This is a genomic window from Marinomonas vulgaris, from assembly GCF_018145875.1.
Lineage (GTDB): Bacteria > Pseudomonadota > Gammaproteobacteria > Pseudomonadales > Marinomonadaceae > Marinomonas > Marinomonas vulgaris.
Window position 1 is genome coordinate 14,883 of the sequence record NZ_JAGSSV010000014.1, and the last position, 16,546, is coordinate 31,428.

General features: G+C 45.5%; 12 protein-coding genes. 9 read left to right on the forward strand and 3 right to left on the reverse strand.

The features are described 5' to 3' along the window. Nucleotides 1-40: 40 nt before the first annotated feature. Both J9B83_RS11140 and J9B83_RS11145 read right to left on the reverse strand, forming a co-directional pair. The gene (locus J9B83_RS11140; RefSeq protein WP_211536821.1) at nt 41-901 is read right to left on the reverse strand and encodes an NAD(P)-dependent oxidoreductase; all 861 of its coding nucleotides are present in this window, start codon (nt 899-901) and stop codon (nt 41-43) included. A 47-nt stretch (nt 902-948) separates the two neighbouring features. Beyond that, complete coding sequence (locus J9B83_RS11145; protein WP_211536822.1) at nt 949-1,944, reverse strand: LacI family DNA-binding transcriptional regulator; 996 nt, start codon at nt 1,942-1,944, stop codon at nt 949-951. Between the two features lie 994 nt (nt 1,945-2,938). Here J9B83_RS11145 and J9B83_RS11150 point away from each other — a divergent pair. The 9 genes from J9B83_RS11150 to folD all read left to right on the forward strand — a co-directional run bounded on the left by J9B83_RS11150 (nt 2,939) and on the right by folD (nt 14,363). Next, entirely contained in the window at nt 2,939-5,362 is a 2,424-nt protein-coding gene (locus tag J9B83_RS11150) for a GcvT family protein (protein WP_211536823.1), read from the forward strand. Between the two features lie 41 nt (nt 5,363-5,403). Next, entirely contained in the window at nt 5,404-6,357 is a 954-nt protein-coding gene (locus tag J9B83_RS11155) for an ABC transporter substrate-binding protein (RefSeq protein ID WP_211536824.1), read from the forward strand. Between the two features lie 111 nt (nt 6,358-6,468). Then, nucleotides 6,469-7,515: a quaternary amine ABC transporter ATP-binding protein gene (locus tag J9B83_RS11160; protein WP_211536825.1), complete on the forward strand. Its 1,047-nt coding sequence runs from the start codon at nt 6,469-6,471 to the stop codon at nt 7,513-7,515. A gap of 1 nt (nt 7,516) precedes the next feature. Further along, complete coding sequence (locus J9B83_RS11165; protein ID WP_211536826.1) at nt 7,517-9,049, forward strand: ABC transporter permease; 1,533 nt, start codon at nt 7,517-7,519, stop codon at nt 9,047-9,049. A gap of 87 nt (nt 9,050-9,136) precedes the next feature. Continuing rightward, entirely contained in the window at nt 9,137-9,886 is a 750-nt protein-coding gene (locus tag J9B83_RS11170) for an electron transfer flavoprotein subunit beta/FixA family protein (protein WP_211536827.1), read from the forward strand. Beyond that, entirely contained in the window at nt 9,887-10,813 is a 927-nt protein-coding gene (locus J9B83_RS11175) for an electron transfer flavoprotein subunit alpha/FixB family protein (RefSeq protein ID WP_211536828.1), read from the forward strand. Between the two features lie 47 nt (nt 10,814-10,860). Beyond that, nucleotides 10,861-12,516, forward strand: a complete 1,656-nt coding sequence (locus tag J9B83_RS11180; protein WP_211536829.1) for an electron transfer flavoprotein-ubiquinone oxidoreductase — start codon at nt 10,861-10,863, stop codon at nt 12,514-12,516. 99 nt (nt 12,517-12,615) lie between these two features. After that, nucleotides 12,616-13,488 carry a formyltetrahydrofolate deformylase gene (gene purU / locus J9B83_RS11185; protein ID WP_211536830.1) on the forward strand — a complete coding sequence of 291 codons (873 nt, stop codon included), beginning with the start codon at nt 12,616-12,618 and terminating at the stop codon, nt 13,486-13,488. Between the two features lie 11 nt (nt 13,489-13,499). Beyond that, nucleotides 13,500-14,363: a bifunctional methylenetetrahydrofolate dehydrogenase/methenyltetrahydrofolate cyclohydrolase FolD gene (folD, locus tag J9B83_RS11190; RefSeq protein WP_211536831.1), complete on the forward strand. Its 864-nt coding sequence runs from the start codon at nt 13,500-13,502 to the stop codon at nt 14,361-14,363. Between the two features lie 92 nt (nt 14,364-14,455). Here folD and J9B83_RS11195 read toward each other — a convergent pair whose 3' ends face one another. Beyond that, the gene (locus J9B83_RS11195; RefSeq protein ID WP_236037257.1) at nt 14,456-16,375 is read right to left on the reverse strand and encodes a phosphodiesterase; all 1,920 of its coding nucleotides are present in this window, start codon (nt 16,373-16,375) and stop codon (nt 14,456-14,458) included. Nucleotides 16,376-16,546: the final 171 nt, after the last annotated feature.

The following is a 16,546-nucleotide window of genomic DNA, read 5'->3' on the forward strand; positions in this document are numbered from 1 at the left end:
GCACCAGATTGTGGTTGCGATGCTTTTAATGAAACAGCGATTACTTTACTGTTTTGTACACCGCAGCGATGTCTTCATCGCCAAAGCCTGCTTTTAAGGCTTGTTTAAACGCTTCATTGGCAATGGCCGCTGTCGGCATCGGCTGATCAAGCTTGTCCCCTAATGCAACCGCAAGACGCATGTCTTTTTGCATGTGTTTGAGCGGAAAGCTGGTGGTGTAGTTTTCTTCTAAGAACATGGCCCCTTTGCCTTTAAACATAGGGTTGGCCATGGCGCCAGCATTCACCACGTCGAGAATTTGCTCACCCGTTAAGCCAGCTTTTAGTCCCAGTGATATGCCTTCACTGAAAATGCTAAGCATGCCGCCCATCATCATGTTGACGACTAGCTTCATGTTCGCGCCTTGACCGACTTCGCCAAGGTAAGGTGACATTTTGCCCATCACGTCAAACGCGGGCAGGGCATCTTGGTATAAAGATTCATCGCCTGCCGCTAAGATAATCAGGGTGCCATCCTCGGCGGGCTTTTTAGTGCCGGACACCGGCGCTTCTAAAAAGCGACCACCGGCTTGCGTGATGGCGTTTGAAATTAAACTGGAGGTGTCATCGTCTACTGTGGACATATCGATGTAACCACGACCTTCACCGATGCCAGCGACGACGCCTTCTGGGCCGTTGCATATGTCTAGGGCGGCGGCAGGATCTGACACCATCGCAATGGTAATGTCACAACGTTCAGCCACGCTTTTTGGTGATGTTCCTAGCTTGGCGCCAATGGCAACAAGATCCTCGCATTTGGCTGGGTTTCTGTTCCAAACCGTGACGTCGAATCCAGCGTTGACCAAATTGATCGCCATGGCTTTTCCCATGATGCCCAAACCTAAAAAACCAATAGTACTCATAATATTTTCTCTTCTCTTCCTAAGTATGAATAGATCACCAAAATCGTTTACTCTTTTGGTGGTGCGCACGATTTTCGCACAATGATTTCTATGCCTAAAGGGCTGGGCAGCAAGGTATCTTCTTTATTGAGTTTGGATACCAAGTATTTTGCTGCCAGCATGCCCATATCTTGTTGTGGGGTTCGCACCGTGGTTAATCCTGGGGTGATGTTTGAAGCGAGCCACATGTCGTCAAACCCTGTAATAGAAACGTCCCCGGGTATGTCTATGCCTAGGGCTTTTGCTTCGAAAATCGCCCCATAAGCGAAAGGCTCTGAACCACAAATAATAGCCGTTGGTCTGTCATTGCGAGACATGAGCAAGCGAAAGGCGTCGCGACCTGAATCGACACCAAACGGACGCTCGATAACGCAGTCGTCTGATAGGCTTAGGCCACGTTTTGCCAAGGCGGAGCGTACACCAGCGAGACGATTAGAAGCACGGTCGTTGTATTGAGTCGCACCGGAAATAACGGCGAACTTCTTGTGACCCAAGTCCATGAGGTAATCAGTGATGCTGGCCGCTGCATCGTGATTACTAAAGCCGATGCAGGGGTGGTCTTCTTTTGCGTCTACCGTCCAGGTCAAAATGTAAGGAATTTTCTTATCGTTTAATAACTGATAAACGCTTTCGTCTCTAGAGCTACCAATCAGCAGTAGAGCATCAACACCATGGGAAATCATTTGGTGAATATGCTCGCGCTCTTTATCGTGGTCATAATTATTGGAAGCAAGGATAAGGTTGTAGCCTGCGGTAGAAATATGGTTCTGAAAGACTTCTAATGCACGACCAAACAAGCTGCTGTCTAATGAAGGCACGATGCAGCCAATCATTCGAGACCGTTTGGAAGCAAGGGTTCGCGCTGCAGCATGAGGCACGTAATTTAACGCTTTAATCGCATCGCCGATTTTTTGTTTGCTGCGATCACTGACTAAGGAAGGATCGTTAAGGTAACGAGACACGGTGACCGGCGCAACGCCAGCGGCTTGCGCGACATCTCCCATAGTGGGACTTCCTGTTTTAATGCTGTTCAAGTTTCATACCTATTCATTCTAATTCGCTAATTAATAGCCATAAAAACATAGCCGGCGTGGCGAGGCAATCTTAATCCTGCTGTTCATTCTAACACGCTATTGCTGAGTGAGCGTGTGTCCTAAAGTATTCCGGTGCATGCTGATGGAGCTTGTCATTAAAATTTGCACTGTTAGTGCGCGACAATGCTTTGTGAATGGTTCTGAGTTATATAAAGCAGTGTGAAAAACGCACTTTCAAGATCTACTGTAATCTTTTTGACATTTTCTTATGAGTTTTTTGCAAGATTGGTGATGAGCGTCTACAGTGAATTAAGCGAGTATGGCATCAAGTGCAGCTCAAAACATGTAAGTGTTTGGTTTTTATAGTAATAAGTCGAAAATTAAGTGAAATAATAGTCATGCACGGCATGAAAGCGCTTCCATTTAAGTTCTGGTTTAGAACGAATTGACAGTCGATAGAGCCGAAGAGTATGAGGTTAAAATAGCGAAGAAAGATTTTTTATTCATTGTTTTCATCATTTTTCATAAATAGGCACAGTGATTGCTTAGTAGAAATAAAGGCAATAAAATCGAGTAAGAAGACAGTTTTTGATCTTTTAATGCGCTAAACACTCAAAATATGATGTTATGTTGATGGTTTATTGGTCAATACACAGCATTCTTGAGTAATGAGAAAAATCTCAGGGCGATTGAATTTTGTTCTTGTGAAAATGTATTTAATTGTGTACTTTTTAAAACACTAGATGGAAGCGCTTCCATTTTTACTTAAGATTTTCTTGCTAAGTAAAGAGTTATTGTTGAACTGGTTAACTGTGTTTGTTATCGCTTTATCGATTCTCATGGAGTGGCTGTAATAAGCACATTATTTTTATCGTATTATGAAAGCGCTTTCATGAAGCAATAACGAGCGTCAGTTCAAAAATTTATAGCCAACATTATTGTTGATAGTAATCAGGAGATGGAAATGAAGTCGCATTATAAAGTCGTTGTGATCGGCGGTGGTATCGGTGGTTGTAGTACTCTGTATCATCTTACAAAGGAAGGTTGGACAGATGTTGTTTTAATCGAACGTGATGAATTGACTTCGGGTACAACTTGGCATTCCGCCGCACAGGTGACTAACTTTGGTGCTGTACAAACCATGGTTGGTCTTAAAAGCCACAGTATTAAGCTTTATAAAGAGCTGTCAGAAGATCTAGAACACCCAATCAATTACCACCATGCTTCAGGTGGTATTCGTCTAGCCTCTACTCAAGATCACCTTGATGGTTACAACCACTTCATTTCTTTAGCAAAAGGCATGGGGGTTGATTTCGAATTGATCGATGCGGCCGAGTGTGCGAAACGTCACCCTCTTATCGAAACACACGAATTACTAGGCGGTCTTTGGGATCCACTTGATGGCGACATCGACCCTGCGCAATTGACTCAAGCTTTGGCTCGTGCCGCTCGTAAAGCGGGTGCAGAAATTTACCGTCATAACCCAGTTGAAAACGTTTACCAAAAGCCAAACGGCGAATGGGTTGTACAAACTAAGAACGGCGACATCACTTGTGAAAAAGTGGTAAACGCTGGTGGTTACCGAGTTAACGAAATCGGCGACATGATTGGCGTGAAATACCCGGTTATCTCAATGGAACACATGTACTTCTTAACAGATGCTATCCCTGAGATTGCAGACTTTGGCAAACGCGTACCTTTATTGCGTGACCCACTAGACGATTTCTACAGCCGTCAAGAAAAAGATGGTTTGTTGGTCGGTATTTACGAGCAGCGCTGTAAAACGTGGGGGATGGATGGTATCGATCCAAACTTCGTCAACGCACTTTGCCCAGACGATCTAGACCGTTGTTTAGACAACATGGAACGAGTCTTTAAACGTATGCCATGCCTTGAAAGAACTGGCATCCGTAGCATTATCAATGGGCCAATCACTTACTCTGCCGATGGCAATCCATTGGTCGGTAAAACTCCAGGTTTTGATAACCTTTACTCTATCATCGGTCTTCGTGCTGGTTTAGGCGAAGGTGGCGGTCACGGTAAGATCTTGGCTGAAATCATGGTTCACGGTGAGTCTGAATGGGATACCTGGGCACTTGATCCAGCACGTTTTACTCGTCATGCCAATACAGAATTTACGGCTCGTAAAGCCGTTGAAGATTACCAAAATGAATTCCGCTTCCATATGCCGCATGAGTTCCGTCCTGCTGGTCGTTTGGCGAAAACAACACCAATTTACCCAGTGCTTAAACAGCAAGATGCGGAATTTGGTGTGGTAAACGGTTGGGAACGTGCCTTGTTCTTCAAACCTTCTGCTGACTTCGACTTCAAACATAGCTTCCGTTTCACAGACACTGAAAAAGTCGTAGCGGCCGAAGTAAAAGCTGTGACTGAAGGTGTTGGCATGATGGAAGTAAGTGGTTTCAACCGCTACGAAATCAAAGGGCCAAAAGCTGCTGAATGGCTAGACAGCCTCATGTGTTCTAACGTGCCTAAGAAAGTAGGCCGTGTGGGCCTGTGTTATTTCTTGACCGATAAAGGCAATGTGGCGGGTGAAGCAACCTTGGCTAAATTGTCTGAAGATACCTTCTGGTACGGTTCTGCTGCGGCCTCTGAATACCACGACATGGATTGGTTACGTACGCGCCTACCTAAAGAGGGCGGTGTGGAAATCAAACCAATGACAAATTCCCATACTATCTTGGTGGTATCTGGACCTAAGTCTCGTGATTTGTTGGCAAGCCTTTCTCCACGTACTGATTGGTCAAATGCTGCCTTCCCTTGGTTGACATCTAAGCCTGTTTTCATCGGTCATGCCGAAGTCTTGGCAATGCGAGTGAGCTTCAGTGGTGAGCTAGGTTGGGAATTGCATGTTCCTAATGAGCAACTTTACTTAACACATTCGCTGTTAACCGAGGCGGGTAAAGACTTCGGGTTAGTGCCGTTCGGTCTGATGGCAACAGAATCTATGCGTCTTGAGAAGAGCTACCGTCACTGGAAAGCTGACTTGATCACAGAATTCGACCCTTTCGAAAGCTCTCTAGATCGTTTCGTGAAAATGGATAAGCCAAGCTTTCCAGGTAAAGAAGCGCTACTGGCAAAACAAGGTCAACCATTTCGTAAGAAATTCGTCACTATGACGGTTGATTGCGATATCGCAGCCGCTCATCCAGGTGATTCCATCTGCATTGATGGAAAAGTAATCGGTACTGTTACCTCTGCGGGTTACGGTCATCGAGTGAACAAAAACATCGTTATGGGCTTTATCGATCCTGCCTATGCCGCTGAAGGTTCGCAAATGTCGGTAGAAATCATAGGGAAACCTTATTCTGCCATCGTCGTATCTGACTCGATTTTTGATCCAGAAAATGTATGCGTTAGGTCTTAAGGCCTAACGTAATAACGAAAACTAGAGAAAGGAAGAGCAATATGAATACCGTTAAGAAGATAAGTGCTACTGCGATATTGGGGCTAACTAGTGTGATGACTCAAGCGGCTGACGTCGTTTTGGGCGCACCCGCTTGGCCTTCTGCAACAGTGACTTCCAGTATTTTGAAAATTGTACTAGAAGAAAACTTAGGTTTAGACGTTGCCTTACAAAGTGGTTCTAACTCCGTTATTTTTGAAGCGATGGATCGCGGAACAATGCAAGTTCACCCTGAAGTTTGGTTGCCAAACCAGCAGAACTTGCATGATAAATACGTGAACGATCGAGGCACTGTGGTTCAAAACCAAAATGGGATTGAAGCAAAGCAAGGTGTTTGTATCACTCGCGCTGCGTCAGAAAAATACAATATCACATCCATTTACGACTTAACGGACCCTGCTAAAGCGGCTTTATTTGATAGCAACGGTGATGGCAAGGGCGAAATTTGGGTAGGCCAGCCAGGCGCTGCTTCTACATCAGTGGAAATCATCAAAGCAAAAAGTTATGGCTACGATGAGACACTGGATTTAGTGGAAATGGACACGCCAGTAAACTGGGCGTCACTTGATGTGGCTGCGGCGGCTGGTCGTCCTTATGCCTTTTTCTGTTACACCCCACACTATGTGTTTGCTGTTCATGACTTAGTTTTCCTAGAAGAGCCTAAGCATAATGCCGACACCTGGAGTGTACTGCAGCCATCAGAAGACCCTGATTGGTTGGAAAAATCCAATGCAGACTCGGCTTGGCCAACCGCGTACTTGTACTTGCATTATGCTAAATCATTGGAAAAAGAGCACCCGGAGGCCGCGATATTACTAAAGAACTTCAAAGTTAATGCGGACATCTTGAGTGCATTGAGTTACTCCATGGTCGTCGATAAGAAAGACCCAGGGACGGTTGCTGAGGAATGGGTCGCCAACAACAGCGACATTGTTGAATCTTGGTTGGGCCAATAACCCCAGAAAGTTCCGTACACAGGGCGTCGTTTCAAGCTGGTCTTTCAGTCCCCAAAATCTGAAAGGCTAGGTTGTAACGGCATCGATAGATCAACCAGAGGAGAGCTCAGCATGGCCAAAAATGTCATACGCTTAGATAATGTTTGGAAAATATTTGGAGAGAACGCTGACCAGGCCATGGAAGCGATCAATAATGAAGGGTTAGACAAAGCGGCCGTATTAGAGCGCTTTGGCTGTGTCGTTGGGATTGCAGACGTGTCTTTCACCGTACCACGTGGTGAGATATTTTGTATTATGGGGTTATCAGGCAGCGGTAAATCAACGCTCATTCGCCATTTGAACCGCTTGATTGAACCCACGGCTGGTAAGGTAGAAGTACTTGAACAGTCCATGCCAGACTTATCGGATAAAGATTTACGCAGCATGCGCGCCAAGCACATCGGCATGGTGTTCCAGCATATGGCGTTGTTGCCACACAGAACCGTTATCGATAATGTTGCCTTCCCATTGGAAGTGCAAAATGTACCAAAATTAAAACGCTGGGAAATTTCACAGCACGCCTTATCTTTGGTGAATTTAGGCGGATTTGAATACCGCTTACCTCATCAATTGTCTGGTGGTATGCAGCAGCGTGTCGGCTTAGCGCGTGCCTTAGCCAGCGATCCAGAAGTTTTGCTGATGGATGAGCCTTTCAGTGCGCTCGATCCACTCATTCGTCGAGAACTGCAAAATCAGTTCGTGACACTGACGAAAACACTGCAAAAAACCACCGTATTTATTACCCACGACTTAGACGAAGCCATTCGTATTGGTGACCGTATTGCCATCATGAAAGACGGCCGCCTTATCCAAATTGGTACACCTGAAGACATTGTGATGAACCCGATTGACGAATACGTCACTGAGTTCGTGCAGGGTATCTCGAATCTAAAATTAATCAGTGCTGCGTCCATCATGCTAGACATCAATGAAGAGACACTGCCTGCCAGTATGGACATATCAGTCGCAACACGCGCTGCTTCCGACACCAGCTTAGACAACCTGATTGATTTGTCCATTGCATCTGAACTGCCCATTATTATTACGGACAGTGACGGTAAAGACATTGGCGTTGTGAATAAAGGTACCTTGCTTAAAGGCATTAAGGGAGATGAATAAGATGAATGCGAATGAAGAAGTGTTGTCGTTACAAAAAGACCAACAGCAGTCTGTAACGCGATTTGCTGAACGCCGTGGTGAATATTACAGCAAGCAATTTCAAGCCATTCAATCCGTCAATGGCATTACTTATTCGTTTAATGTTTTTGCGGCTTTATTAGGGCCAATGTGGGCCGCGACCCGCAACCTCTGGAGCTTTTTCTGGCTAAGTGCCATTGCCTTGTTGTTTTCTTTTGTCCAGCTTGGTATCGGTTTATCCGGTAACCTAGGTTCGGACAAACTTGCGCAAGCGGATCGCTTGATGGCCAAATCTCAAGAAATGGCCGTAAAAGCTCAAGTCGCTTTAGAAGCCGGCGCATCCAGTGCAACGGCTTTATTACGCAATTCAACCAATTTAAAAACCGCAGCAGAAAACGCCATCAAAGAAGCCAATTTAGAGGCGTCGGGTGCGACAAGTTACGTTATTTTCGGCTTTTTCTTGTTATTACTAACCGTGTTGGTGCAGGGGTTCTCTGCCAATGCATTATATGAAAAGAAATACTGCCGCTGGCGCAAAGATTACAGTGAAAACAGTGGCTTTAGTTACCCTAATATGTTGTTAGGTGGCGTGATGCTAGCGATTATCTTCCCAATTGTTATCTACCGATTCATCGCCGCCGCTCCGGTTGAATGGATCATGACGTTTCCAGCCAACAAAGCTATTTTTAATGGTGCAGCAAGCTGGTTAGATGGCGGTTTTGATAGCCTTGCAACGAGTGGCGCCGGTTTCTTTGATGGCATCAGCTACGGTGTTCGTATCTTTATCGAAGCGTTAGAAGTCATCCTGGTAGACACGCCTTGGCCCGTTACTGCCATTGTAATCTTGTTCATGGCATGGCGTTTAGCAGGTGTACGAGTGGCTATTTTTACCGCCGCTGCGCTTTCTTACCTGGCTTTCTTAGGCTACTGGGAAAAAAGCATGTCAACGGTCGCGTTGCTTGGTGCTTCAGCTACCTTGTGTATCTTGTTTGGTATTCCGTTGGGTATCATGTGTGCGAAAAATCGTACCATGGACTCCTTTGCTCGCCCGGTACTGGACTTTATGCAGACCATGCCAGCCTTTGTGTACTTGATTCCTATCATTGCCTTCTTCGGTACCGGTAAGCCGCCAGGTGTGTTAGCGACCTTGATTTTCGGTATGCCACCTGTTGTTCGTCTTACTTCTTTGGGTATTCAACAAGTCCCTGCATCGATTGTAGAAGGGGCGTTGGCGTTCGGTTGTTCACGTCGTAAATTGTTGCTTGATGTGGAAATCCCATTAGCGATGTCCAGTATCCTAGCGGGTGTGAACCAAACTATTTTAATGTGTCTTTCTATGGTGGTTATCGCTTCCTTGATCGGTGCAGAAGGATTAGGAACGGATGTGTTAATGGCGTTGCAGTTTGCTGCAAAAGGCCAAGGTTTGTTAGCGGGTCTGGCCATCTTAGCCTGTGCCATGATCATAGATCGAATTGTACAAGGCAGCTTCAAGCCTGTTGGAAAACCAGGCCATTAAGTGCTTTGCGCTTAATGGGTTTCCAGAAATAGTAAGCATGTGTTTAAACAATATTAATGCCGTAATGAAAATGGAGAGTAAACAACAATGAAAATTCTAGTGATGGTTAAGCGAGTTACAGACCCAAACGTCATTATTCGGGTGAATGCGGAAAACACGAGCGTTGATCTTAACAACGTAAAAATGGCGATTAACCCTTTCTGTGAAATCGCTATGGAAGAAGCAGTACGCCTTAAAGAAGCCGGCATTGCGACAGAAATTATTGCTATGTCTATTGGCCCTGCTCAAGCACAAGATCAGTTGCGTACTGCATTGGCGATGGGCGCTGACCGTGGATTATTAGTGGAATCTGAAGAAAGTCTAGAGCCATTAACCGTTGCCAAATTGACGGCTAAAGTCGTTGAAGAAGAGCAAATTGGTTTGGTTCTATTGGGTAAACAGTCTATCGACACAGACAATAGCCAAACTGGCCAGATGCTGTCTGCTATCTTGGGTTGGTCTCAAGGCACGTTCGCTTCTAAAGTGGACATTGTAGACAACACCTTGAACTTGACTCGTGAAGTTGACAGCGGCTTGCAATCACTCACACTGACATTGCCTTCTGTTGTCACTTGTGATTTGCGCTTGAACGAGCCTCGTTTTGCGTCTTTGCCAAACATCATGAAAGCAAAACGTAAGCCATTGGTGATCAAGCCAGCGGCTGATTACGGTGTGGATCTCACATCTAAAATCAAAACATTGAAAGTTGAATCACCAAACACTCGTCAAAGTGGTGAAATTGTCGGCTCTGTTGCCGCCTTGCTTGATAAGTTAAAAACAGAAAAAGGAGTCATCTAAATGAGCATCTTAGTCCTTGCAGAACACGACAACACTGGCTTGAAAGAAGCTACTCTAACGACCATTACGGCGGCTAGCCAAATTGGCGGTGACATTGATGTTTTAATCGCTGGCGATCAGTGTGCTGGTGCAGCAGAAGCCGCGGCTAAAATCTCTGGCGTATCTCGTGTACGTGTTGCTGATAACGCTTGTTACAAAGGTTTGTTGGCAGAAAACACCGCCGCTTTGGTTGTGTCTTTGTCTTCGGAATACAGCCACATCATGGCGCCTGCAACCACAAACGGTAAAAACATTTTACCTCGCGTAGCGGCTTCGTTAGATGTTTCTGCTTTTTCTGACATCATTGGTGTTGTTAGTGCCGACACGTTTAAACGTACTATTTATGCCGGTAACGCGATTGCAACCGTTCAATCTGAAGACACTATTAAAGTGATCACAGTACGTGGCACTGCCTTCTCTCTTGCTGAACAAAATGGAAGCGCTTCCATCGGAGCTGTCACAGAAGCACACGATCTTGGTCTTTCAACGTTCGCTGGCGAAAGCGTCGCTAAGTCTGATCGCGTTGAATTGACATCAGCGGGCATCGTGATCTCCGGTGGTCGTGGTATGCAAAATAGCGAAAACTTCTCCATGCTTGAAAAAGTAGCGAGCAAGCTAGGCGCGGCTGTGGGTGCTTCTCGAGCGGCCGTTGATGCGGGCTTTGTACCGAACGACATGCAGGTCGGTCAGACAGGTAAAATCGTTGCACCAGATCTTTACATCGCGGTGGGTATTTCAGGGGCGATCCAGCATCTTGCCGGTATGAAAGACTCTAAAGTGATCGTTGCGATCAACAAAGACCCAGATGCGCCTATCTTCCAAGTGGCAGATTACGGTTTGGTTGACGACTTGTTTGATGCGGTACCGCAACTAGAACAAGCGCTTTAATGACACCCACGCAGATTGAAATACGGTAGATAAGAAGGAAACACAGAATGCGCGAGTCTATGGAATTTGATGTTGTTATTGTTGGAGCTGGGCCTGCTGGCTTATCAATGGCATGCCGATTAATGCAGCAAGCACAACAAGCGGAGCGAGAAGTTACCATTTGCGTCGTAGAAAAAGGTTCTGAGGTAGGCGCGCATATTTTCTCTGGTGCGGTATTTGAACCACGTGCCTTGGAAGAGTTGTTTCCGAATTGGAAAGAGCGCGGTGCGCCGTTGAACACACCGGTTGTCCGCGACGACATTTATTTATTTCAAGATGCTAACAAAGCGAAAAAAATCCCCAATAGTTTGGTTCCGCAAACCATGCACAACGAAGGCAACTACATTATCAGTCTTGGTAATATGTGCCGTTGGTTGGCGGAACAAGCGGAGGCGTTGGGCGTGGAAATTTTTCCAGGTTTCGCCGCGGCTGAAATCCTTTTCAACGAAGATGGTTCCGTTAAAGGCATAGCGACAGGTGACATGGGGGTTGGCGCAGATGGTCAACAAAAAGGCGGATACATGGAAGGCATGGAACTCCATGCCAAGTACACTGTTTTCTCCGAAGGTTGTCGCGGTCATTTAGGTAAACAGTTAATGGAAAAGTTTGACCTAAACAAAGACGCCGATGTGCAGCATTACGGCATCGGCATCAAAGAGCTTTGGACGATTGATCCAGCGAAACATCAGCCAGGTTTGGTTGTTCATGGTGCGGGTTGGCCATTGGACAAAGACACCAACGGCGGGTCTTTCTTGTATCACGGCGAAAACAATCAAGTAGTGGTTGGTCTTGTGGTTGATTTGAGTTATTCGAACCCTTACTTGGGGCCGTTTGACGAGTTTCAGCGCATGAAACATCACCCTGTTTTCAAAGAGACTCTAGAAGGCGGCACACGCATTTCTTATGGCGCTCGCGCTATTACGAAAGGCGGGTTTAACTCCTTGCCTAAAATGTACTTCCCAGGCGGTTTGTTGATCGGTTGTGACGCGGGGACGTTGAATTTTGCCAAAATCAAAGGCTCTCATACGGCAATGAAGAGTGGCATGTTGGCGGCGGAATCTGTTTTTGCGGCGTTAGTTGAAGACGATCAAGGCGGAAAAGAGCTAACAAGCTACACAGAAGCCTTGAAAAACTCTTGGGTGTACGACGAGTTGCACCGCACCCGTAACTTTGGCCCTGCGATGCACAAATTCGGTACTTTTTGGGGTGGTGCGTTCAATTATCTCGATCAAAACTGGTTTAAAGGTAAGTTGCCTTTCACCTTGCGAGACAACACGCCAGACCATGCTCAGCTAAAAGAAGCGTCTAAATGCCAACCGATTTCATACCCGAAAGCCGATGGCAAAATCAGCTTTGATAAATTGTCCTCTGTGTTCCTGTCCAGTACAAACCACGAGGAAGATCAGCCTTGTCACTTAACGCTAAAAGACGCTGCTGTACCGGTTGAAAAAAACTGGCGCCTCTTTAACGGACCGGAAGCACGCTTTTGTCCGGCGGGTGTGTATGAATACATTGATGATACCAGAGATGCAGATGAGAAACGCCTACAGATCAATGCGCAAAACTGTTTGCACTGTAAAACCTGCGACATCAAAGATCCATCGCAAAACATTACTTGGGTTGTGCCAGAAGGAACCGGCGGCCCAAATTATCCGAACATGTAGCTTTTAAGCTGTTGTAGTAAACCTATTTACACAAACCGAAGATACCAGCTTATTTTAAGCAGGCATCACGACAATATAGATCCAGGATTGGTGGAAATAATGACTAAGAAAAACGTGGAATTGCAAGATTTTGTCTTCAACATTACCTGTAAAGCGAGCAGCGGCATTGTTTCTGCTGTGACTTCTTTTTTATCAGAGCGCGGCTGCTACATCAGCGAGTTGTCACAGTTTGATGACCCTGACACCGATCATTTTTTCATGCGTGCGGTTGGCTATATCGAAACGGGCGACAAAACCTTAGCGGATCTGAACCTTGAGTTCCCTGCGATTGCAGAAAAATTCAACATGACTTGGAAGCTTGTTCCTGCTTCAGAGCCTTGCAAAGCGCTAATCATGGTCAGTAAGTTTGATCATTGTCTTGATGATTTGTTATACCGCTTACGTAAAGGCGAGTTGAACATGGAAGTGACGGCTATTGTGTCTAACCATTTGGATTTGCGTCCTATGGCTGAGCGCGAAGGTATTCGCTTTATTTACCTTCCAGTTAACAAAGAAAACAAGCGTGAACAAGAACAAGCCTTGTTGGATATTGTTGAAGAGACAGGTACAGAATTGGTTATTTTGGCGCGTTACATGCAAATTTTGTCTGACAACTTGTGTACTGAGTTGAAGGGCCGCGCCATCAATATTCACCACTCATTCTTGCCAGGCTTCAAAGGTGCTAAACCTTACCACCAAGCACACACACGCGGTGTGAAATTGATCGGTGCAACGGCTCACTACATCACATCTGATTTGGACGAAGGTCCAATCATTGAGCAATCTGTCCAAGTGGTAAACCATACCTTTACGCCTGACGCGCTTGTTGCCGCTGGCCGTGATACAGAAACGGTTGCTTTGGCTCGTGCTGTTAAATTACACATTGAGAACCGTGTTTTCCTTGATGACAACAAAACCGTTGTCTTTCGATAAGGAGAGAAGTCGTGGCTCAATTAATTGATGGTAAAAAAATATCGGCTGAGTTGTTGGATAATGTGGCTCTTGAAGTGGCTGATTTCAAAAAAATGCACGGCATAGCGCCAAGCTTAGCCGTGGTGTTAGTAGGGGATGATCCTGCTAGTCAAGTCTATGTTCGTAATAAGATTCAGCGTGCGAATCAAGTTGGTATCCGTTCTATCGAACACAGATTAGCCGCGGATGTGACTCAGTCAGAATTGAACGATCTAGTCGATGAATTGAACTGGAACCCAGAAGTTCACGGTATTTTAGTGCAACTTCCACTACCGGCTCATTTGAACGAAGAAGACATCGTTAACGCGATTGATCCATGCAAAGATGTGGATGGATTTCATCCACTTAACGTTGCGGCATTGGCCTTGGGCAACCCTAAGTTGGTGCCTTGTACACCACAGGGCAGCATGATGATGCTAACGCAAACACTGGGCGATTTGACAGGTAAACACGCGGTGGTTATCGGTCGTTCCGACATCGTTGGTAAGCCCATGGCTGCTTTGTTGCTTCAAAGCAACTGTACTGTGACTATGGTGCATTCGCGCACCAGGGATATTGAAGCTTTATGTCGTCAAGCTGACATTCTTGTTGCCGCAGTGGGTAAGCCTGAGCTGGTAAAAGCCAGCTGGGTAAAACCTGGTGCGACGGTTATCGATGTAGGCATTAACGTCACACTTATCGACGGAGTACGTAAGTTGGTCGGTGACGTGGACTTTGCTGACGTTGAAAAGGTGGCGGGTGCCATCACTCCTGTACCTGGTGGCGTCGGCCCTATGACCATTGCCAATTTGTTGCAGAACACCCTGAAAGCTGCCCACGTGCAGATGTTTAAGTAACCCTTTTGGTAGGGCTATTGAGTTAGATTTATTGTGTCTTCCGCTACTTTGCCTCTTCCTCGGAAGGGGCTTTTTTTTGCCTGAGATCTTGCTTAATACACCATACGAAGTGCTTTCGCTTTCGCATGATTTTGGTCAGTCCATTCAGAAAGGGGAGAGGGTTTACCAAAATAGTAGCCCTGCAAAATTTCACATCCAAGAGAGGTCAAAAGGGTAGCTTGCTCCTTGGTCTCAATGCCTTCGGCGATCACCTTCATATTGAGAGATTCGGCTAATTTAATGGTGGATTTTACAATATCAATGTGACGTTGATCGTGTGGCAAGGGGGCGACAAATCGACGGTCAATTTTTAGAACATCTACAGGAATATCAATGAGCTGCCCAAGCGACGCTTGCCCCGTACCAAAATCGTCTATGGCAATGGAGTAACCATATTGCGATAAACTTCTCAGGCGTTTGTGGATCAGTGGGTGTGTCATCACAGGGCTGGTTTCAGTAATCTCCAGCTCGAGCATCTCGCTCAACCAGGGATGGTCGGAAATGAGTGACATTAAGAGCGCAAAGAAGCCATCGTTCATTAATTCTTGGCCCGCTAAATTGAATGCAATTGGCGTATGAATTTGCTCTTTATGCCATTGGATGAGTGTATTCATCAGCTCGTGGATCAGATTTTCCGCCAGAAGTGGCAGCATACCCAGCTTTTCAGCAATATCAATGAACACGTTAGGCGGTACAAACTGACCATTATTTTGCCAGCGAGCAAGGGCTTCAAAAGAACGAATTTGACCATTCCCAGACACTTGAGGCTGCAACCAGACGCGTATTTCTTTGTTCTTAATAGCTTGATTTAACGATAAACCAAGAGAGTGTTCTTCAAGTAATTTGCTTTCAAGCCCTTGATTGTAATAAGAGAAGCGGCCTGAGCTGTTAGAGTATTCCAGTGCTAATTCACAGTGTTCTAATAGCTCTTCCGCCGATTTTCCATCTGAGTCGTAATATGCAATGCCGACTTGGTAATCCATATTTAACGCACTGCCATGTACCATAATTTGGCTGGGTAATACCGAATGAATCAGAGTCGACAAATGTCGAGGAAGCAAATACGCCTGACCCAAGGGGATAAAGCAAGAGAACTTCACACCACGTAAGCGCCCAACAATCGCTTGATCAGACAGTTTGGCTTGCAGCGCATTGGAAAAATCTAAGATCACCTTGTTGGCGCTGTCTCTGCCATATTGCTTATTAAGCAATTTAAACTGACTAATACGAATAATGAACATGGCACCTGTTAGGTGTTGAGCTTTGTCATTTATCCTTTGATTCACTTGTTGACAGAAGTGTCTGTGATTTGGGAGCTGTGTAAGCAGGTCAAAATGAGTTAGTCGGGTATTGGTTTGCAAAGTGTTAGCCAGCTCTTGCTGTATAGCGCGTAACGGGGTGGTGTTTTGAAGATGCAGAACCACATGACCGTATTGAGTGAGAGGGGCTTTTTTGACCTCGATATAAACGATGCCTTTATCATCGGTTTTGTTTTTGTTCGTTTTAAGGGTGCATTCGGCTAGGTTATTCTTCCAGGCTAATTTATTGAGTGACTTTTTGTTGCCCGAATTTATGGGAGACAGCCAATCGATTAAGAGCGTACCTGCGAAAACGGCCTTAGGATTCTCTGATAATAAACGTCTTGCCAATTGATTGGCCTTAAGTAGTTTACCGCGCTTATCACATAACAGAGTTGGCGTGCCAGTATTCTCAAAAAACTCCTCGTACATGGCGTAATTATCATTCATTTTACGATATAAAAAACTCATGTGAGTGGCATTGTTTTCAAGGTTCTTAATGATGCGAGAAACGGCAAATGGCAAACCTATATTTAGCGTTACAAAGGTTAATAATTGGAAATAAAAGGCCGATACGCCGCCATTTTGACTGTTGCTGAGGCTTTGGGAAGCGATCAAATAGAAGGGGCAGAAGTTCAGTGCAATGGCAAAAATCGAGGCTTTAAAACTAAACAAAACACGAGTAATGAGGGGGAGCGAATATAATGAAACAAGCGCATATATCTTAGCGTAAAATTCGCCACTCAACATTAGCAACAAGATGTTCGCGGTTACAATGCTAGATAGAAAAAGCGCTGCGCTGATTTTTGTGTATTTATTACTGTAAAATAATAGGCCGCATAAGAG